This window comes from Achromobacter sp. Root83 (assembly GCF_001428845.1).
GTDB lineage: Bacteria > Pseudomonadota > Gammaproteobacteria > Burkholderiales > Burkholderiaceae_B > Achromobacter.
Map to the genome: position 1 here is coordinate 853,407 of NZ_LMIU01000001.1, position 18,873 is coordinate 872,279.

The window sequence follows — 18,873 nt, forward strand, 5'->3', positions numbered from 1 at the left end:
TCCTCGGCCGCGATGTCAGGCGCCTTGTCCTGGCAACGCCCGTGCCCGCGCCAGCAGCAGTTCGCGCTCGCGGGCGTTGCGCGTCATGCCGGCGGCGCGTTCGAATTCGTCGCGGGCCTCGGCGTGGCGGCCCAGCTTGGCGAGCAGGTCTGCGCGCACGCTGGGCAGCCAGTGATAGTTGGCCAGCGCAGGATCCGACGCAAGCAGATCGGCCTGATCCAGCCCGGCCTGCGGACCGAACGCCATGCCGACCGCCACGGCGCGGTTCAATGCCACCACCGGCGAGGGCATGGCCTGCGCCAGCGCGTCGTACAGCGCCACGATGCGGTGCCAGTCCGTGTCTTCGGGGGCGCGCGCCCGCGCGTGGCAGGCGGCCAGTTCGGCCTGCAGCGCATAGGGGCCGCGCGGTCCGCCCAGCGCATCCGCGCGCGCCAATGCCGCCAGGCCGCGGCGGATCAGCAGCGTATCCCAGCGGCCGCGGTCCTGGTCCATCAGCAGGACCGGCCGGCCCTGCGCATCGGTGCGCGCATGCAGCCGGGAAGCCTGCAGCTCCATCAAGGCGGCCAACCCATGCACCTCGGCCTCTGCCGGGGTCAGCTCGGCCAGGATGCGGCCCAGGCGCAGGGCTTCATCGCATAGCCCCGGGCGCATCCAGTCGTCTCCCGACGTGGCGGAATAGTCTTCGTTGAAGATCAGGTAGATCACTTCCAGCACCGACGCCAGGCGCGGCGCGCGGTCTTCGGCCGCCGGCACCTCGAAGGGCACGTTCGCCGCCGACAGGGTGCGCTTGGCCCGCACGATGCGCTGCGCGATGGTGGACTCCGGCGCCAGGAAGGCGCGCGCGATCTCGGCCGTGGTCAGGCCGCCCAGCAGCCGCAGGGTCAGCGCCACGCGCGCCTCGGTGGACAGGAGCGGATGGCAGGCGGTGAAGACCAGACGCAGCAGGTCGTCGCCGATGTCGTCCTGGCGCGCCGCGTCCAGGGCGTCGACGAAATCCGGCTCCACGTCGGCCTGCAGGGCTTCCCGTTCATGGCCGATCTGCTCGTGCTTGCGGGTGTGCAAGGCGTCGAGCCGCAGGCGGTCGCGGGCGCGGTTTTTCGCGGTGGTCATCAGCCATGCTCCGGGATTGTCGGGAACGCCCATCTCCGGCCAGCGTTCCAGCGCGGCGACCAGCGCATCCTGCGCCAGCTCTTCGGCCAGCCCCACGTCGCGGACCAGGCGCGCGACGCCGGCGATGACGCTGGCGGCTTCTATCCGCCATACCGCCTCGATGGCGCGATGCGTGGCCGCCTGGGTCATGCGTTCCCTGCCTGGGCGGGAACCATGTGCAGCAATTCCCAGATGTGGCCGTCCAGGTCTTCGAAGCCATGGGCGTACATGAAGCCGTGGTCTTGCGGATCGCGCGGCGCCGTGCCGCCCGCCGCGACCGCCCGCGCGACCAGGTCGTCGACTTCGGCGCGGCTTTCGCAGGACAGCGCGACCAGCACTTCGGTGCTGGCCTTGGCATCGGCCACCGGCTTGCCGGTAAAGCCCTGGAAGAAATCCTTCACCAGCAGCATGGCGTAGATGTTGTCGCCGATGACCATGCAGGCGCCCTGGTCGTTGGTGAAATCCGGATTGAAGGTGAAGCCCAGCCGCTTGAAGAAGTCCTGCGACTTCTGCATATCGCTGATGGGCAGGTTGACGAAGATCTGCTTGTGCATGGCGTGTCCCGATGGATGGGTGGTGTGGGTGTTGGTGTTGGTGGCGTTGCTTGAAGGGCGGGCCTCAGTGGCTGGGCGAGGGCATCTGGCGGAAGCGCTCGACTTCCTTGCTGGGCTCGAAGTCCTCCAGTTCGAACACCTGCCGGACCTCGATCTCGCAGGGCTGGCCGGGAAAGGGCGTGGGAAACCGCAAGGCCCATTGCATCGCCTCTTCGCGTGTACGCACCTGGATCATGGTGTAGCCCGCGATCAGTTCCTTGGTTTCGGCGAACGGGCCATCGAGCACCTGGCGTTCGCCGCCGCCGTCGTAGCGCACGCGCCATCCCTTGGACGTGGGCTGCAGCCCGTTCGCGTCCAGCAGCACGCCGGCCTTGACCAGCGCTTCGTGGTAGGTCGCCATCGAGGCCAGCAGGCTGTCGTCCGGCATCATGCCGGCTTCGCTGTCGGGCGTGGCCCGGACGATGATCATGAATCGCATCTGAATCTCCTTGGGGAAGGCAAGCCCGTCGGGGGGCTTGTACAGGTACGACGAATGGCGCTGCCCCGGATCGACACAACCACGCCAGCCCTAGGGAAAACACCAGGTAAATGAGATTCGTATGCACCGATATCAGGTGGTTACGAAGGTCCAGCCCTGGTTGCACGGTCTGCCCATACACTCGCACCGTCCCTGAAATTTCGAGCAACGACATGAGAATTCTGCTTAGCCTAGCCCTGGCCGCCACTCTGCTTTCCGGCTGTGCCGTGTATACGCCGCAAGGCTCCGTAGTGGTCGATCCGCACGACGGCGGCGGGCGCGGGGGCTTCTGTCCGCCGGGACAGGCCAAGAAAGGCAACTGCTGACAAACTGGCACGGGCTGGGCTACCCGGTCCGTGCCGATCGGCGCCGCGCAGCACCGCACGCCCCGCAGCACGCGGTGCTGCGCGCTGTGTGACACGCCGTGCCGCAGGCCGCGCCAAGCGCCTTGCTACATGAAGCACGGTCCCAGTTCCCGGACCTCTACCGTGGCCCATTGGGCGGCAGGGCATTCGGCCGCCAGCGCCAGCGCTTCTTCGCGCGTGTCGCAGGTCAGCAGGAAGAACCCGCCGATCATTTCCTTGGCCTCGGCGTAGGGGCCATCCACCAGCGTGCGTTCCCCGCCGCGGATCCGCAGGTGCACGGCTTCGGATTCGGATTTCAGCGATTCCGCGCGCGCCAGCAGGCCGCGCGCCTTCAGGTCTTCCGCGTAGCGCAGCATCTGCGCGTAGGCCTCGCGGCCTTCTTCGGGGGTGCGCTGGGCGCGCTGGCCCACCGGTTCGACGATAAACAGCAGGTAGGACATGTGGGCTCTCAGGGCGGGCTTGGCGATGCCGTGGAACGGCGGGTCCGCTAGATTACCGCCGTTCGCCGAGCCCGTGCCATCGCGCTGGAATGCGCGGCGCGCCCGGCGCTCAGCCTTCCTGGAAGATCGATTCGATCGTGGTCTGGAATACGCGGGCGATGGCGAAGGCCAGCGGCAGGCTGGGATCGTAGCGGCCGGTCTCGATGGCGTTGACCGTCTGACGGGAGACGTCCAGCCGCTCGGCCAGCGCGGCCTGGCTCCAGCCGCGTTCGGCGCGCAGTTCGCGGATGCTGTTTTTCATCGGTGGCGCAGGGCATCGAAGATGCTCAGGCCTGCCCACACCGCGCCCATCAACGGCCACACCGTGAACATGCTCAGCTTGGGAAAGCCCGCGATCTCCAGGAAACCGTAGGTGAAGGTGACGCCGGCCGTGACGGCAGCGGCGATGGCCAGATGTTCCAGCGAGGTCTTGCGGATGAACTCGTCCGAACGCCGGATGCCGCGCACGACGGCGCGCAGCGCCAGCAGGAACGCGAGCATCGGGCTCACGAGGACGGCGGTGCGTAACGCGCCGGGCTGCAGTTCCAGTCCCAGCCGCAGCGCACCCACCAGCAGCACCGCATACAGCGCCAGGGCGACGCCCAGTTCCTTGAAATAGCGGCGTTTGGCCAGGTCCTGATTCATGCGGGTCTCTCCGGGTATGTAAAGCATGCTTGACATTCTGCGGCGGCAGCCAAGGGGTGTCAAGCGTCCTTTACATCACGGCGAAAATAAAACGGGCTTGCGCCGGTTTCGGGGAGTGCGGCCGTTCAGGACTTGGCGGGCGGGGGCGCCTTGACGGCGGGCGCCGCCGCTTGCGGCGCCGGGGCAGCCGCGGCCGGGGCGGGCGTCGCCTGGGCGGTGGCCGACGCGGGTTGCGCGGCTGCCGACTGGGCGGGCTTCTGAGGCTGCGTGATGTCCATGATCAGCTCGACGCGGCGGTTTGCGGCGCGGCCGGCGGCGGAGTCGTTGGATTCGATGGGACGCGTTTCCGCATAGCCCACGGCGCGCAGGCGATCGGGCGCCACGCCGTCGCGCACCAGCTCGCGCAACACGCTGGTGGCGCGGCTGCTGGACAATTCCCAGTTGGACGCGAACTGCTTGGTCAGGATGGGCACCGGGTCGCTGTGGCCCTCGACGGACACCTGGTAGGCGTTCTTGTTCAGCACGCCCGCCAGATGCTTGATCACATCGAGGCCGGCGTTGCTGAGCGTGGCCTGGCCGGACGCGAACAGCAGTTCGTTGCTGATGCGGAAGCTGACGGACTGTTCGTTGATGATCACGTCGACCGATTTGGCCAGATCGCCCAGGCCCAGCGATTCCATGGAGGGCGCTTTCAGCGGCTTGGCGGCGTCGGCCACCACCACGCCGTCCGTGTCCGGCGCGGATTCGGCCGCCACGGCGGCGGGCGCGGCCGGTTCCGCCCAACTGGCGGGAATGGGCGTGGCGTCGAATTCGGAGTATTCGCCGTCATAGGCGGGCAGGCCGCTCGCGGCCAGCGTGCCGACCAGTTCCACCGGCGTCTGCGGCTTGTCGTAGCTCAGGCCGTTCAGGCGTGATATCGCCAGCATGACGACCAGCATGGCCAGCAGCAGGGTGATCAGGTCCAGGTAGCTCAGCAGCCAGTTCTCGGAATCCTGCTCGGGTATTTCTTCGACGTGCCAGCGCGCGTAGCGATCCTTGCGGTCGCTTTCGCTGGGACGCCAGCCGCTGCTGGCGGCCGCTTTCTGTGCGCGCAACTGGGCCTGGCGGGCCTGCTCGATCCGCTGGGCCAGGGAAGGGGAAATCAGGCTCATTGACGCGCGGCGGCTGGACGGGCGATGGACACGGGAGCGCTGGACGTCGCGCCCGCAACGGGGGCGGCGGGCTTGACCTGGCCTTCCGTCTTGGATTTGACCTTGGGCTGCGCAGCCGCGCCGCCATCGTAGATTTCGTCTTCGACGTGCATCACGAAGGAATTCAGGGTCTCGCGCACCATGGCCGGACCGCGCTTCTCGCACATCATCGAGATGCCTTGCAGCACCATGTTCATGGACTCGACACGGCGCGCGGTGCGGCGTTCCAGCTTCAGCGCGATCGGCTTGCAGACCAGGTTGGCCAGCAGGATGCCGTAGAAGGTGGTCATCAGGCCGATGGCGAGCTGCTGGCCGATGGTCTGCATGCTGCCGTCGCCCAGAATGGCCATCATGTTGACCAGGCCGACCAGCGTGCCCAGCATGCCGAAGGCGGGCGCGAACGTGGCCATGACCCGGAACATCTGCGCTTCGGCCTGTTCGCGGGCGCGCAGGCGCGCCACGCGCCATTGCAGCAGTTCGATGATCTGCTCTTCGGGCGTGTTGTCGATGATGAGCTGCACGCCCGTGCGCAGGAAGGGATTCGAGACTTTCTTGAGTTCGTGTTCGACCTTGTGGACGTCGGCGTTCATCCAGAGCTGGGCCATCGAGACCAGTTCCTCGATGTCGCGCTGCTGGTCGTGCTGGTCGTTGCGGAACACGGTACGCACCAGCTTGAAGATGCGCACCACCTCGGACAGCGGATAGGCGATGAACAGCGCGGCGCAGGTGCCACCCAGCACGATGGCCAGGCCTGGCAGGTTGAAATACATGCTCGCGTCGGTGGCGGAGAGCGCCACGACGATGACCAGGGTGAGCAGGCCGACAACGGCGCCGATGACGGTAGACGGATTCATGGATCTTGCCCGATAACAAAGGCATCCCACGCGCGGAATGCCGGATTTTCGGGAATTCTAGCCAGGAGATCGCCTCGGCAATTGGCCGGAAAGCGGGGCGAAAGGGGCGGTAAGCGCGGCGTTAACCTGGCTGTCAGGCAGGCACCGCGCGGAATAAGGCAGGCGCCCCGCGGAATAAATAAGGGGGGCGGATGCGGCGCCCGTGCTCAGACGGGCTGGCGGGCCAGCCATTCGTCGCGGCCGATCTCCCAGATTTCGCTGAGATATCGCCCGCCGACGTAGCCGCGCTCTTCGGTTTTCACCACGCGCATGCCGGTGCGCTCGGAGATCCGGCGCGACGCCGTGTTGTCGATGGCCTTCGGGGCGCGCAGCACGGGCTTGCCCAGCACGCCAAACCAGTAGCCGGTGACCGCCGCGCTGGCTTCGGTCATGTAGCCCCGGCCCTGATGGACGGGGTCCAGCCAGAAACCGCGATTATTTTCGGCGTCGTCGTCCATCAGGCTGATGACGCCAATGAGCCGGTCCGGCGCCTCGCGGGTGCGGATCGACCAATGCCATTGCGAGCCTCGGCGCATGGCGGGCAGGGCGAACGCCTCGACGAATTGCCGCGCGCCATCGGGCGGATACGGCCAGGGCACCCGGTCGGCCAGGAATCGCACCACTTCCCATTGGGGAAAAATGCGCTGGATGGCGTCGGCGTCCTCCAGGTCCAAGGGGCGCAGGACGAGGCGGGCGGTGGTCAGGACAGGCGGCGGGGCGTGGGTCATCGCGGCTGGACAGGAGGCGGAAGGCGTTGAACGGGATATGTATAAAAGGGGTGCTTGGGGGCGTTGAAGGGGATCTGTACCAGGGGGCCGGCGGGCGTTGAGGGGAATCTGTACAAGGGGTGCCGGGGGGCGTTGAAGGGGCTCTGTACAAGGGGCCCGGGGGGCAATCAACGGGATATGTATATCATGGGCGAAATCTGGCGGCGCATTGCCTGGCATTGCCCCTTGCGGCCGCAGCATTGGAGAAGAGCATGAACAACCCCAACGAAAACGTCAGCATGGCGCTTTTCTGCGACTTCGAGAACGTGGCGCTGGGAGTGCGCGACACCAAGTACCAGAAGTTCGACATCCGGCCGGTCCTCGAGCGCTTGCTGCTCAAGGGCAGCATCGTGGTCAAGAAAGCCTACTGCGACTGGGAACGCTACAAGGAATTCAAGGCGCCCATGCACGAGGCCAATTTCGAGCTGATCGAAATTCCGCACGTGCGCCAGTCGGGCAAGAATTCGGCCGACATCCGCCTGGTCGTGGATGCGCTGGACTTCTGCTACACCAAGTCGCACGTCAACACCTTTGTGATCATCAGCGGCGATTCGGACTTCTCGCCGCTGGTGTCCAAGCTACGCGAGAACAACAAGACGGTGATCGGCGTGGGCGTCAAGCAGTCCACCTCGGACCTGCTCATCGCCAACTGCGACGAGTTCATTTTCTATGACGACCTGGCGCGCGAAGGCCAGCGCACCGCGGAAGCGCGGCGCGACACCCGGGGCGGGGGCGCGCCCGCCCAGCGCCGCACGCCGGACGAAGAGCGCCGCCGCAAGGAGGAACTCGACGCGCGCAAGACGCAGGCGGTCGAGATGGTTGTCGAGACCTTCGAGGCGCTGATGGCCGAACGCGGCGACAGCGGCAAGATCTGGGCCTCCGCCCTGAAGGACGCCCTGAAGCGCCGCAAGCCTGATTTCAACGAGTCCTACTATGGATTCCGCGCCTTCGGCAATCTGCTGGAAGAGGCGCAGTCGCGCGGCTTCCTGGAAGTGGGCCGCGAAGAAAAGTCGGGCACTTATGTGTACCGCGACAGCACGGGCATCGAACCGGCCATCCACGGTGAAGGGTCCCGGCCGGCCGCCGCGCGCCAGCCGGCCCCCGAGGCCGGCGACGCACACGCCGGCGCCACGCAGGAAGGTTCCGGCGGCAGAACCGCCCGCAGGTCGCGCGGGGGCCGCAAGACGGCGGGCGGCGGCAGAGGTGCCAGCCAGAACGCGGACCACGCCGTGCCGGAAGAGGGCGCCGCGGCGCCGGCCGAAACCACCACGCACGGGGAGGCTTCCTCGCAAGGCGATACGTTCCAGCAAGGCGATACGTTCCAACCAGGCGATGCGTTCCAGCACGGCGATACGGTCCAGCAAGGCGATACGTCCCAGCCGGGCGATGCGGGCCAGCGGGCTGAGGCGTCCCAGCACATCGATGCCGCAGAGCGGACCGATGCGTCGCGGCGGACCGGGGCATCCCGACGGAACGAGGCGTCACAGCGGAGCGGGGCATCCCGGCGGAACGAGGGCTCACAGCGGAACGAGGGCTCACAGCGGAACGAGGGCTCACAGCGGAACGAAGGCTCACAGCGGAACGAAGGCTCACAGCGGAACGAGGCGTCGCAGCGAACCGAGTCGTCGCAGCGGGCCGATGCGCCTAGGCACGACGTTGCGTCCCAGCCGACCAGCGCGGCTCAGCAAGACGATGCATCCCAGCGGACCGAGGCTGCGCGTCGGGCGGATACGCCCGCGTCCACCCAGGCGCCCAAAAAGTCACTGATCCCCATTCCGATGCCCAAGCCCTATCAGCCGCCGCGGCACACCGCCGTCGTGGCCGGGCCGCCGCCGACCGTGAACGTGGCCGAGTGGACTTTCGAGGCGCCGCCGGCGGATACGCGCCGGGAACAACCCGCCAAGGTGTCCGACCCCTTCGCGGGCGGGGTACCCCGCGCAGCCGCCGAACCGGCGCCCGCGCCGGCCACCCCGGCCAAGCGCAGTGGCGCCAGCAAGACGGCGACGGCCAAGACGGCAGCGGCCAAGACGGCAACGGCCAAGACGGCTGCCGCCAAGGCGGGCGAAAGCGGCACGGGCAAGACCGCCCGTGCCACGGCGGCAAAATCCGCTGCCGCGCCTGCGGCGTCCCCGGACAAACCGGCCGCCGATTCCGCGCAGCCGGCCGAAGCCGAAGCACCCGCCAAGCCGGCTCGCAAGACCGCTCGCAAGACCGCCACCAGTGCGCGCCGGCCAAAAAAGGCCGAGACAGAATCCTGATCGGCGGTGCATGCGCGGGCCCCTGCGGGCCCTTTCCAGGGGAGCGCGTCCTGGCCTGCCGGGCTGCCATAGCGGCCCGGCGTGGCGCCCAGTTCGCGCTTGACTATGATTCCACGCTCCGGACGCGGGGTTTGCGGCACGCTTTGCCCGCAGCGCGTCCTTTTGTCGGGCATCCCTTCCATGCAATACGTGCTGGTCAGTTCCTGTCTGTTGGGCAAGCCCGTGCGCTACGACGGTCGCGGCGTGCCCAATGGCGATGCCGTGCTTGCCCGCTGGCTGGAGCAGGGCCGGGTGGTGCCGGTCTGTCCGGAAGTGGCGGGCGGCATGCCGATACCCCGGCCGCCGGCTGAAATCGAACCGGGCAAGGACGCGGCCGCCGTGCTGTCCAGCCAGGCGCGGGTGGTGGCGGTGACGGGCGACGACGTTACGGTGCCGTTCGTGCGCGGCGCGCACGAGGCGCTGGCGGCGGCGCGTGAGCGCGGCATCCGCGTGGCGGTGCTGAAAGAGGGCAGTCCGTCCTGCGGCAGCGGCTATGTGTATGACGGCCATTTCGCGGGCCGCCGCCAGCCCGGCGCCGGCGTGGCCGCCGAACTGCTGCGCCGCGCCGGCGTGCGGGTCTTCAGTGAAAAACAATGGCCCGAGGCCGCGGCCTGCCTGGCCCTGCTGGAGGCGGACGATGGGCGCTGACCTCGGCGACTGGCTGGTGCTGCTGGGCGTGGCCGGAGCCGGGGTCCTGATCTGGAAAGCCGCGGCCCGCGCCGGCCGCAGCCGGGTTCTGGCGCGCGTGGCGGCGGTGGCAAGCCTGGGCTGTTCCGCGTTTTTCTTCTACGCCTGGTATGCGCAGTACCTGAAATGGGACTTCAATGAGCTGGGCCGCCACTATGACGCCGTCGATCAGGTGGTCTACACGGATTCGGGCTTTGTGTGGGTGCTGCCGGCCGGCGTGCTGCTGATCGTCGGCCTGCTGTACGCCTGGCGGGGCTGGCGGCGCTGATACGCCCGCCGCGCCAGCGTGCCCCGCGCCTATTCGGTGCGGATGTTTGCCTGCTGCACGATCTTGCCGTTGTCGGCATATTCCTTTTGCACCTGGGCCGTGAACTGTTCGACCGTGCCGGGCGACATGATGTTCAGGGCGTCGGTCAGCGGCTTGCTGATGTCCGGCATGGCGGCCACCTTGTTGATCAGGGCGTTCATGCGCGCGCGAAACGCAGGGCTGCTGCTGGCGGGCGCGAAGAAGCCGAAGGTGGACGTCATGTTGGCCATCGGGTAGCCCAATTCGGCCAGCGTGGGCGTGTCGGGCCGGCCGGGCAGGCGGGCCGGTGAACCCACCGCCAGCAGCTTGAGCTTGCCTTCGTCTATCAAGGTGTTGACCGGTCCGGAAGCATTGACCAGCATCAGCGTGAACTGCCCGCCCAGCGCGTCGGGCACCATCTGCGCCATGCCCTTGTAGGGCACGTGCGTGATGCGCACGGCGGCCTGGCCGTTGATCTGTTCCAGCATCAGGTGTCCCAGCGATCCCACGCCGGCGGTCGCCAGCGACAGGCCGTCCGGATCCGCCTTGGCTTGATCCAGCATGTCCTTGAAGGTCTTGCCCGTGAATTTGGGCCCGCCCACCAGGAACACGGGCGAATACATGACGGACGCCACCGGCGCCAGGTCCTTCAAGGGGTCGTACAGGGTCTTCATCACATGGGGCGACAGCGTGACCGGGCTGACGGCGGTGAATGCCAGCGTGTGCTCGTCCTGGGCCCGGGCGACGGTGTTCATGCCTATCATGCCGCCCGCGCCGCCCCGGTTCTCGACCACGACGGGGCGGGCCAGTTCCACCGCGAGTTTCTGCGCGAATGCGCGGGCCGTGTTGTCGACGATGCCGCCCGCGCCATAAGGCACGACGATGGTCATCGCTTGCGGCTTGGCATCGCCCTGCGCCTGGACGCTGGCGGAAAACGCGCAGGTGGCGCCAAGGGCGCATAGCCCCGCGATCCGCTTGAAGTTCAACATGATTTCCCCTGGAAGGCCGGCCCTGGGGGCCGGCGCGGTATCAAGACGGGCCAAGGCGGCGCGCCGGCATGCAGTGTGTGCAGGCCGGCGCGCGGAGACAATCGGGATTACCCGGAATTGCGGATCAGTGGGCGCGGTAGCCGCGGCTGGTCATGCAGGAATCCAGCGAGTGGTTGTAGCTGTCCACCATGACCTGGGTGGTCCATTGGGAAATGGTGGCGGGGTCATAGCCGCTCTGGTTCATGGCCCAGCGCTGGCAATCGGCGGACGCGCCGGCCTGGGCGGCATCGACCGGCGGAATGGATTCGTAGTGCACCGGCTGGTATTGCGGCTGCGGCGCCGCGTAGGCAACCGGGGGGGAGTAATAGGGCCCTTCAGAGACGGAAGGTGCGGAATAATAGGGTCCTTCATAGACCGGCGCGCTGTATACCGGCGCGGCATACAGCGGCGGGCTGGTATAGCCCACCCCCGACGAGTACACGCCGGTCTGCACATAGGAGGGGCCCGAATTGGCCGCCAGCAGCAGGCCCACCGTGGCCAGCGCGAAGGCGCCGCCAATCCACCAGCCGTCCGAACTGCTGCCGCCCCCGCCGTGATGGTGATGGTAGCCGCCGTGTCCGCCGCCCCAATTTCCGCCGCGTGCGTCCGCCACCGCTGGCGCGCCGGCAACCGCCAGCGCCAGCGCCGCGATGACCATACGGCCTGTAAACCGATTCATGATGATGCTCCTTGACCGCCGGGAGCCGGCACATTGCGTTGGCCCGGGACGATATTCCTACTTTACCGCCGCGCCGCCGCAATATGTTTTCTCAACCGATACGGGGATTTCAACTGATTTCAGCGCGGCATTCAGCGCGGGGCGCGTTCCAGAAGGACGTGGCGAAAAGCGCGGAACGGTAGTACTTTCTCGCGATGATTACGGCGCCACCCCCTTCGTTATCGCAAGACAAGCGTCTCACCAAAGGTGAACGCACACGGCTGCACCTGCTTGATGTCGCTGCCGCGGAATTCGCGGAACGCGGGTTCCAGTACACCCGGATCAGCGACATCGTGGCCCGCGCCGGGGTGACTCAGCCTGTCTTCTACCAGTACTTCGCCAGCAAGCAGGCGGCCTACGACGAACTGGTCGGCATGTTCGCCCAGCGCCTGCGCCAGGCCATCGTCCAGGCGCGCTTGCCCGGCGACCTGACGGGCGCCGAACTGGCGAGCCGGATCCGCCAGGGCGTGAGCGGCCTGCTGGCCATTCTGCAGGAAGATTCCAATCTGACGCGCATCGGTTTTTTCCAGGCCGACGAAGCCGAGGCCCTGAAGGACGAACTTTTGGGGATGATCGCCGACAACGTCCGCGCCGAGCAGCAGGCGGGCCTGTTCCGGCCCGAGGTGTCCGCAGACTGGTTTGCGCAATCCCTCATGGGCATCATCGAGCGGTTCACGCGCCAGGCGCCGGACGCCGACCGGCAGCAGGCCCTGGCGGAATTCATCACCGGACTGCTGCTCGACGGCATACGACGACGAAAAGCCCCCTGACAGGGGCTTTTTTTTGCGTTGCCGTTTTACTCGACTCGCGCGCCCGACGCCGCGACCACCTTGCCGGCGGCCTCCCAGTCCGCCTTCAGCAGATCCTGGAATTGCGCCGCCGACCTGGCCTCGGCTTCGACGCCCAGCGATGCCAGACGCGCCTGCACTTTGGGATCGGCCAGCACCTTGTTGACGGCGGCGTTGATCTGTTCGCGGTCGGCGGCGGCGATGCCGGCCGGCGCCAGCAGGCCCAGCCAGGAGTCGAAGGCGTAGCCTGGCAAGCCGCTTTCGGCCACGGTGGGCAGGTCGGGCGCAAAGCGCGACCGGTTCTTGCCCGTATAGGCCAGGAACGTCACGCGGGGATCGTTGCGGTAGGCCGTTACGCCTATCGTGGCGGCGGTCACCGCCTGGACGCGGCCGGCCAGCAATTCGGTCACGGCATCGCCCGTGGACTTCATGGGGATGTGCTGCATCTGAACGCCCGCGGCGGTCAGGAACGAGGCCATGCCCAGATGCGACGCGCTGCCGTTGCCGGCGGACGCGTAGTCGTACCCGCCCGGCTTGGCCTTCACCGCCTGGATGAACTCGGCGGTGGTCTTGGCATTCAGCGCGGCGGACGCCAGGATGATGTAACCGGTGTTGCCGATGTAGGCGACGCCGCTGAAATCCTTGTAGGGGTCGTAGCTCAGGTTCTTGTACAGATGCCCCGCGATATGGTGGCTGGCCGCGGCAAGCACCAGTGTATTGCCATCGGGCTTGGCGCGCGCGACCTGGGCAGTGCCCACCGTGCCGCCCGCGCCCGCGCGGTTCTCGACCACGACGGACGCGTTGAGCGCCTGGCCCAGTTCGTCGCCGATGGCGCGCGCGATCGTGTCCTGGACCGCGCCGGTGCCGTAGGGCACGACGATGCGGATGATGCGCTGTTCCGCCTGGGCGGCGCCCATGCCGGCGACGGCCAGAGCAAGGGCAAGCAGGGTGTTGCGGCGTGTAGCTTGGAATCGGGAAGACATTGGGCAGCTCGTAGTTGAAAGGCGCGCGCGGAATGCGGACGCGGCATGGCGGCGTTGGACTCTAATGACTGGCGCCGCGCCTGCCAACGATTTATTCGGCGCTTGTTTATTTCCGCAGGCGATATGGGGCAGGACAGGGGCGTGCGGCCGCGCCGCTCACTGGCAGGCCGGCATCAGGAACACCGGCAGCGTTTCCCATACGACGGCCAGCGCCGACAACACGCTGAGCGCCGCCGTGAGCCAGGCATGGAAGGGCGGCGCGCCGCATACCCGCACGCGCCGGCGTTGCCGCCACGCGGCCAGCGCCATGCCGCCCAATGCCAGCACGCTGCCTGCCACGATGATCCAGGACGACGCGGGCAGCCCCATCCATGTGCCGCCCAGGGCCGACTTCGCGCAAGCCACGGCATTGACCGTATAGATGAACAGGAAATGCGCCAGCCAGATCGCCGGGCCGGCAATCAGGAACAGCAGTTCGACCGGGAATCGCGTTTTCATGGCAGGCCCCCGCTATCCGGCCAGCCGAGGAAAGACATGGACCAGCGCCAGCCCGGCCAGGCCCTGCGCGACGGTGTATTGCCACATCATCATCGTGGTGTCGAACGCCGCGCGCCGCGTCGCGCTGAGCCTGCCCGCCATGGAACGGGCCACGGTGAACAGGCCCATCATGGCGGCCAGCGCCGCGAAGGCGGCCTGCAGGCCGGCCACCGCGTACACCGCGGCCGCATAGGCGGAGGCCTGCGGCCGCAGGCCGGTCTGCCAGTGCGCGTTGAGCTCCACGCCGGCCGACGCCGCCAGCAGAACCATGGCCAGCGGCAGGCTCCACCTCAGGAACGATTGCCGGCCCTGCTTCAGGCGGTGCGCGGCGCCGGCGGCCAGTGCGGCGGCGCCCGCCAGCAGGCAGGCGGATAGCAGCGGCCAGACCGGGGAGGGAAGCCCGCCGGATTTCGGCCACGCCTGTGGACCCGCCGTCCACAGGAACAGATAACTGAACAGCAACGACCCGAACATGCTGGCGCAGACAATGACCAGCAGCACGGTTGCCCACGACGAATGCGAGGCGCTTCCGGAACACATCATGGGAATGCGCAGCCCCCCGCCGATATCCACCGGGGGCAGGTCGGGGCCGGTGTCCGCGTCCCACAGCCAGCGCCATAGCGAGGCCACCGCCAGCACGCCGAATGCCGCCGCCAGCGGCAGCAGCTTGAAGGTCAGCAGCAGGAAGAAGCCCGCCGTCCCCAGCGCCGCCAGCAGCGGCGACCATCCCGGCCCCGGCAGCGCAAGCACATAGTCCGGACGCGCATCCAGCGCGCGGGTCACCAGCGTCGAACGCAGCCCGCCCGGGGCATTGGGCAGGAAATGGCGCCCGGCCGCGACGTCCCGGGCCAGGCCCGGCTGGTCCCACAAGGGCTCGCGGCTGGTCACGGCGGGCACGCTGCGCAGGCCGTAGCTGCCGTTGGGCAGCCATTCCATCGTGCCGGCGCGCCAGACGTTGCCCGCGTTTCTGTCGCCGGGGCGGAAGTTGCGCGCCAGGTCCACCAGAAAGACCAGGACCCCGGCGGCGATGAGATAGGCGCCCACGGTGGACACCAGGTTCAGCGGCCCCAGGCCCTGGCTCTCCGCGTAGGTGTAGACCCGGCGCGGCATGCCGGCCAGGCCGGTGAAGTGCATCGGAAAGAAAGCCACATTGAAGCCGACGAACATCAGCCAGAACGCCCAGCGCCCCAGCCGTTCGGACAAGGCGCGCGTACTGACGAACGGCATCCAGTAGTAGAACGCCGCGAACAGCGGAAAGACCATCCCGCCGAACAGCACATAGTGCAGGTGGGCGACCACGAAGTAGGTGTCGTGCGCCTGCAGATCGAAGGGAATGACGGCGACCATCACGCCGGTCAGTCCGCCGATGACGAACACGAAGAAGAATCCCAGGATGAACAGCATCGGCGCTTTCAGCGGCCGCAGCCGGGCGGCGGCGGCAATCGTGGCGATCCAGGCGAATATCTGGATGGCGGTCGGCACGGACACCGCCATGCTCGCGGCCGACGCGAAGCTGAGCGATAAGCGCGGGATGCCCGTGGCGAACATATGGTGGACCCACAGGCCGAAGCTGAGAAAACCGGTGGACACCACCGCCAGCACCACCAGCCGGTAGCCGACCAGGGGCACGCCCGTCATGGCGGGAATGATCATCGACACCATGCCGGCGGCCGGCAGGAAAATGATGTAGACCTCGGGATGGCCGAAGAACCAGAACAGGTGCTGCCACAACAGGGCGTTGCCGCCGCGTTCGGCGATGAAGAACGGCATGTCGAACGCGCGCTCCAGTTCAAGCAGCGCGGTGGCCACGATGACGGCCGGAAACGCGATGATCACCATGCCGCAGAACACCAGCATCACCCATGCGAAGACCGGCATTCTTTCCAGCGTCATGCCGGGCGCGCGCGTGCGCAGGATGCCCACCGCCAGTTCGATCGCGCCGGCGATCGCCGAGATCTCGATGAACCCGATGCCCAGCAGCCACAGATCCGCATTGAGCGCCGGAGAGTACCGAGCGCTGGTGAGCGGCGGATACATGAACCAGCCGCCATCGGGCGCCAGGCCCACGAAGATGCTGCAGAAAAACACCAGGCCGCCGATCGCGTAGGCCCAGTACGCATAGGCCGACAGGCGCGGAAAGGGCAGATCGCGCGCGCCCAGCATATTGGGCAGCAGCAGCACGGCCACCGCCTCGACGGCCGGGACGGCAAACAGGAACATCATCACCGTGCCGTGCATGGTGAACAACTGGTTGTAGAGCTCATGCCCGATCAGATCGCTGTCCGGCACGGCCAGCTGGGCGCGCATCAGCAATGCCAGCACGCCCGCCAGCAGAAAGAACAGCAGCGCCGTGCCGATGTACAGCAATCCGATGGACGTGTTGTTGACCACCGTGAGCGCCCGCCACCCCGTGGGTCGCCGCCACGCGCGCTCGAGCTGCTCCAGTTCCCCTTCGGGGCGCGGCAGCGGATTCGGAAGCGCGGGCGGCATGTCGGACGCGGAGTGTTCGGCTGTCACTTCAGGCTTTCCAGGTAGCGGGCCACGGCGCGCAGATCCTCGCCGGGCCATTGGTCGAAGGAAGGCATGCCATTGCCCGGCTTGATGTGTTGGCTGCCGGCGATCCACCCGGCAAGCGCGCCGACGTTATTGGGCAGCACACCGGCCGCGAGCGTAGGGCGGCTTCCCAGATGGGTCAGGTCGGGCCCCAGCGTGCCGGCGGCCGGCGTTCCCCGCACGGCATGGCACTGCGCGCAGGCGCGCTGGAATATCCGTTCGCCCTGCAAGAGCTCGGGCCCGGCCGCCCGGGCCGGCTGGCGCTGCGTCTGCAGCCATGCGTCGAATCGTTCCGGCGGCAGCGCCTCGACATCGAACATCATCCGGGCGTGCTGGGCGCCGCAGTACTCGGCGCATTGCCCCCGGAACACCCCCGGCGTACGCGCCAGCACACGCAGGCGATTGACCCGCCCGGGAATCATGTCCAGCTTGCCGGCCAGATCGGGAATCCAGAAGCTATGGATCACGTTGCCGGACTTGAGCAGGAATTCCACTGGCAGCCCCGCGGGAATGCGGATGTCGTTCGCCGTTTCGAACAAAACGTTGCCGGCCGGATCCAGATAGCGGACGCGCCACCACCAGAGTTCCCCAGTCACCTCGATGCGCGCGGCCGGCATCGCGCCGTGGCGCGCCAGGGACGGCACCGGGCTCAGCACATAAAGCAGCAGGGCCGTCAGGGCGATTACGGGAAAGGCGATGCCGGCCGCCACGATCAGCGCGGGTTTCGCCAACAGCCGGCGGGCGCGCGGCGGCCCGTGCAGGGCCAATGCCATCACCGCCGCCACCGCTATGAAAATCACGGCCCCGCCGACGAACAGCACCCAGCCGATTTCGGCGATCCGGCCGGCTTCATCCCCGCTCGGCTGCGCAGCGGAAGCCGTGCGCGCCCATGCCGCGAGCGGTATCGCGGCGGCAAGCACGGAGGGGAGGATAGGCGCCATGTACGGGTAAGCGAAGAGTCCGGCGTGCTGGCGGACCGAAAGAGCGCGGTCCGCGACGGTCCCGCGTCAGCACATCCCGTGCCCGCCGCGCCCGGCGCGCGACGCAGGCGGGAACGGAAATTGCTGGCTGCGCCCGATTCAGGAGAGAGCCCTTGCGCCGGATTGCGCGACCCACCTGCCTGTTGCTGGCCTGCGCCGCGCTCATCATCACGGGCGCATGCGGCGACGACCGGCCGCCGCTCGCGTCGGCGGCAGATGCTGCGGCTGCCGGTGCCGGCGAGCCCAGCAAGCAAGCCGACCCGGCGCGCGGACGGCGGCTGATCGCGGAGCGCGGCTGTATCGCCTGCCATACCGTGCCCGGCGTGGGCGGACCGGCGTCCAAGGTCGGGCCGCCTCTGGACAACATGGCGCGGCAGGCCTACGTGGCCGGTGTGCTGCCCAATACCCCGGACAATCTGGTGCGCTGGCTGCTGGATCCCCCCGCCATCAATCCGCGCACCGCCATGCCCAACACGGGGCTGCGAACCGCCGATGCCCAGGACATCGCGGCCTTCCTGCTGTTGCGCGCCGGCACGCCGGAGAAGACGCCATGAAAAGCTGGAAGCGCGTCGCCGCCTTGACCCTCGCCGTCTCGGCCGCCGCCGCGGGCGCGCTGGGCGGGACGCTCATCTACCTGGGCTGGTATGACGTCAGCGCAACGAAGCCGCACACGATCGCCGTGCATCATCTGATGGACGTCGCACTGGCGCGCTCCGTGCAAGCGCATTCGGCCAACGTCGTGGTCCCCGATCTGGACGGCCCCGGCCGCATTCAAAACGGCTCCCGGCTGTATCGCGCCCACTGCGCGCAATGCCACGGCGGACCCGGTGTTGCGCCGCAACCTTATGCCCTGGGCCTCAATCCCGCACCCGCCGCGCTGGTCGCCACCGCTCGCCAGCGCTCGGCGGCCGAAGTCTTCTGGATCACCCGCCAGGGAATCAAGATGACCGGCATGCCCGCCTGGCAATACCGGCTGACGGATACCGAGATCTGGGACGTGGTGGCATTCCTGCGCGTGCTGCCGACCCTGTCGCCCGCCCAATACCAGGAGGGTGACGACGGGCAGCGGCCCGCGGCGCCGGCGCCGGCGCCCGCCGAACACGCGCGCGTCGGCGACGCCCGGGCCGGGCGGGATGCGCTCCAGCAGTATCTGTGCGTGACCTGCCACGCCATCCCCGGCGTCCCGGGCGCGTGGAACTACGTCGGACCGTCGCTGGCGGGCGTGGGCGGCCGCCCCTACATCGCCGGCGTGCTGAACAATACGCCGGCCAACATGCAGCAATGGCTGCGCGCGCCCGGTGCCATCAAGCCGGGCACCGCGATGCCGGACCTGGGCGTCACCGAGCAGGACGCGCGCGACATCGCCGCCTTTCTTCGCACCCTGTCTGATTGACAGTCGGGTGGCAAGGCTCGCGCACGCGGCCAATTCCCTAGCGTGCCCCTGGACCGGCCTGGCC

The 18,873-nt window shown here is 68.1% G+C and carries 22 protein-coding genes; 7 read left to right on the plus strand and 15 right to left on the minus strand.

What is annotated here, in order from left to right; translation table 11 throughout:
* Positions 1 to 15: 15 nt before the first annotated feature.
* The 3 genes from ASE30_RS03810 to ASE30_RS03820 form a co-directional block, all read right to left on the minus strand.
* Complete coding sequence (locus tag ASE30_RS03810) at positions 16 to 1,299, minus strand: RNA polymerase sigma factor (RefSeq protein ID WP_057282896.1); 1,284 nt, start codon at positions 1,297 to 1,299, stop codon at positions 16 to 18.
* Positions 1,296 to 1,703, minus strand: a complete 408-nt coding sequence (locus ASE30_RS03815) for a VOC family protein (protein ID WP_057282897.1) — start codon at positions 1,701 to 1,703, stop codon at positions 1,296 to 1,298. The genes ASE30_RS03810 and ASE30_RS03815 overlap by 4 nt, the downstream gene beginning before the upstream one ends.
* A gap of 64 nt (positions 1,704 to 1,767) precedes the next feature.
* The gene (locus ASE30_RS03820; protein WP_057282898.1) at positions 1,768 to 2,181 is read right to left on the minus strand and encodes a YciI family protein; all 414 of its coding nucleotides are present in this window, start codon (positions 2,179 to 2,181) and stop codon (positions 1,768 to 1,770) included.
* A gap of 212 nt (positions 2,182 to 2,393) precedes the next feature.
* Between ASE30_RS03820 and ASE30_RS29215 the strand changes: the two genes are divergently transcribed.
* On the plus strand, positions 2,394 to 2,546 hold the full coding sequence (locus tag ASE30_RS29215) for a hypothetical protein (protein ID WP_156407524.1): 153 nt from the start codon (positions 2,394 to 2,396) through the stop codon (positions 2,544 to 2,546).
* Between the two features lie 125 nt (positions 2,547 to 2,671).
* Here ASE30_RS29215 and ASE30_RS03825 read toward each other — a convergent pair whose 3' ends face one another.
* From ASE30_RS03825 to ASE30_RS03850, 6 genes are all read right to left on the minus strand, one after another.
* Complete coding sequence (locus tag ASE30_RS03825) at positions 2,672 to 3,025, minus strand: YciI family protein (RefSeq protein ID WP_057282899.1); 354 nt, start codon at positions 3,023 to 3,025, stop codon at positions 2,672 to 2,674.
* A gap of 109 nt (positions 3,026 to 3,134) precedes the next feature.
* Complete coding sequence (locus ASE30_RS03830; protein ID WP_057282900.1) at positions 3,135 to 3,326, minus strand: helix-turn-helix transcriptional regulator; 192 nt, start codon at positions 3,324 to 3,326, stop codon at positions 3,135 to 3,137.
* Positions 3,323 to 3,709, minus strand: coding sequence for a hypothetical protein (locus tag ASE30_RS03835; protein ID WP_057282901.1), 387 nt, complete (start codon positions 3,707 to 3,709; stop codon positions 3,323 to 3,325). The genes ASE30_RS03830 and ASE30_RS03835 overlap by 4 nt, the downstream gene beginning before the upstream one ends.
* A 125-nt stretch (positions 3,710 to 3,834) precedes the next feature.
* On the minus strand, positions 3,835 to 4,860 hold the full coding sequence (locus ASE30_RS03840) for an OmpA family protein (RefSeq protein WP_057282902.1): 1,026 nt from the start codon (positions 4,858 to 4,860) through the stop codon (positions 3,835 to 3,837).
* A complete protein-coding gene (locus ASE30_RS03845; protein WP_057282903.1) occupies positions 4,857 to 5,753 on the minus strand; it encodes a motility protein A in 897 nt (298 codons plus the stop codon). Before ASE30_RS03845 ends, ASE30_RS03840 begins: the two co-directional genes overlap by 4 nt.
* Positions 5,754 to 5,959: 206 nt before the next feature.
* Positions 5,960 to 6,520, minus strand: a complete 561-nt coding sequence (locus ASE30_RS03850) for a GNAT family N-acetyltransferase (RefSeq protein WP_057282904.1) — start codon at positions 6,518 to 6,520, stop codon at positions 5,960 to 5,962.
* Positions 6,521 to 6,771: 251 nt separating this feature from the next.
* On the opposite strand from ASE30_RS03850, the gene ASE30_RS03855 reads away from it, so the two are divergent.
* The 3 genes from ASE30_RS03855 (at position 6,772) to ASE30_RS03865 (ending at position 9,811) form a co-directional block, all read left to right on the plus strand.
* Complete coding sequence (locus ASE30_RS03855) at positions 6,772 to 8,817, plus strand: NYN domain-containing protein (RefSeq protein WP_057282905.1); 2,046 nt, start codon at positions 6,772 to 6,774, stop codon at positions 8,815 to 8,817.
* Positions 8,818 to 8,997: 180 nt separating this feature from the next.
* On the plus strand, positions 8,998 to 9,504 hold the full coding sequence (locus ASE30_RS03860) for a DUF523 domain-containing protein (protein ID WP_057282906.1): 507 nt from the start codon (positions 8,998 to 9,000) through the stop codon (positions 9,502 to 9,504).
* Positions 9,494 to 9,811 carry a hypothetical protein gene (locus ASE30_RS03865; RefSeq protein ID WP_057282907.1) on the plus strand — a complete coding sequence of 106 codons (318 nt, stop codon included), beginning with the start codon at positions 9,494 to 9,496 and terminating at the stop codon, positions 9,809 to 9,811. Before ASE30_RS03860 ends, ASE30_RS03865 begins: the two co-directional genes overlap by 11 nt.
* Positions 9,812 to 9,840: 29 nt before the next feature.
* Here the strand turns inward: ASE30_RS03865 and ASE30_RS03870 are convergent, their stop codons facing one another.
* Together ASE30_RS03870 and ASE30_RS03875 are read right to left on the minus strand one after the other, a co-directional pair.
* Positions 9,841 to 10,818, minus strand: coding sequence for a tripartite tricarboxylate transporter substrate binding protein (locus tag ASE30_RS03870; RefSeq protein WP_057282908.1), 978 nt, complete (start codon positions 10,816 to 10,818; stop codon positions 9,841 to 9,843).
* Positions 10,819 to 10,942: 124 nt separating this feature from the next.
* The gene (locus ASE30_RS03875) at positions 10,943 to 11,536 is read right to left on the minus strand and encodes a hypothetical protein (RefSeq protein WP_057282909.1); all 594 of its coding nucleotides are present in this window, start codon (positions 11,534 to 11,536) and stop codon (positions 10,943 to 10,945) included.
* 194 nt (positions 11,537 to 11,730) lie between these two features.
* On the opposite strand from ASE30_RS03875, the gene ASE30_RS03880 reads away from it, so the two are divergent.
* Entirely contained in the window at positions 11,731 to 12,345 is a 615-nt protein-coding gene (locus ASE30_RS03880; RefSeq protein WP_057282910.1) for a TetR/AcrR family transcriptional regulator, read from the plus strand.
* 26 nt (positions 12,346 to 12,371) lie between these two features.
* Here the strand turns inward: ASE30_RS03880 and ASE30_RS03885 are convergent, their stop codons facing one another.
* From ASE30_RS03885 to ASE30_RS03900, 4 genes are all read right to left on the minus strand, one after another.
* Positions 12,372 to 13,346, minus strand: coding sequence for a tripartite tricarboxylate transporter substrate-binding protein (locus ASE30_RS03885; protein ID WP_057282911.1), 975 nt, complete (start codon positions 13,344 to 13,346; stop codon positions 12,372 to 12,374).
* 156 nt (positions 13,347 to 13,502) lie between these two features.
* A complete protein-coding gene (locus tag ASE30_RS03890; RefSeq protein ID WP_057282912.1) occupies positions 13,503 to 13,844 on the minus strand; it encodes a hypothetical protein in 342 nt (113 codons plus the stop codon).
* 12 nt (positions 13,845 to 13,856) lie between these two features.
* Positions 13,857 to 16,373, minus strand: a complete 2,517-nt coding sequence (locus tag ASE30_RS03895) for a cbb3-type cytochrome c oxidase subunit I (protein ID WP_057282913.1) — start codon at positions 16,371 to 16,373, stop codon at positions 13,857 to 13,859.
* Positions 16,374 to 16,396: 23 nt separating this feature from the next.
* On the minus strand, positions 16,397 to 17,377 hold the full coding sequence (locus ASE30_RS03900) for a c-type cytochrome (RefSeq protein ID WP_082601435.1): 981 nt from the start codon (positions 17,375 to 17,377) through the stop codon (positions 16,397 to 16,399).
* 152 nt (positions 17,378 to 17,529) lie between these two features.
* Between ASE30_RS03900 and ASE30_RS03905 the strand changes: the two genes are divergently transcribed.
* Positions 17,530 to 17,970 (plus strand): cytochrome c family protein, encoded by a 441-nt coding sequence (locus ASE30_RS03905; RefSeq protein ID WP_057282914.1) that lies wholly within the window; start codon positions 17,530 to 17,532, stop codon positions 17,968 to 17,970.
* Positions 17,967 to 18,809: a c-type cytochrome gene (locus ASE30_RS03910; protein ID WP_057282915.1), complete on the plus strand. Its 843-nt coding sequence runs from the start codon at positions 17,967 to 17,969 to the stop codon at positions 18,807 to 18,809. Before ASE30_RS03905 ends, ASE30_RS03910 begins: the two co-directional genes overlap by 4 nt.
* Positions 18,810 to 18,873: the final 64 nt, after the last annotated feature.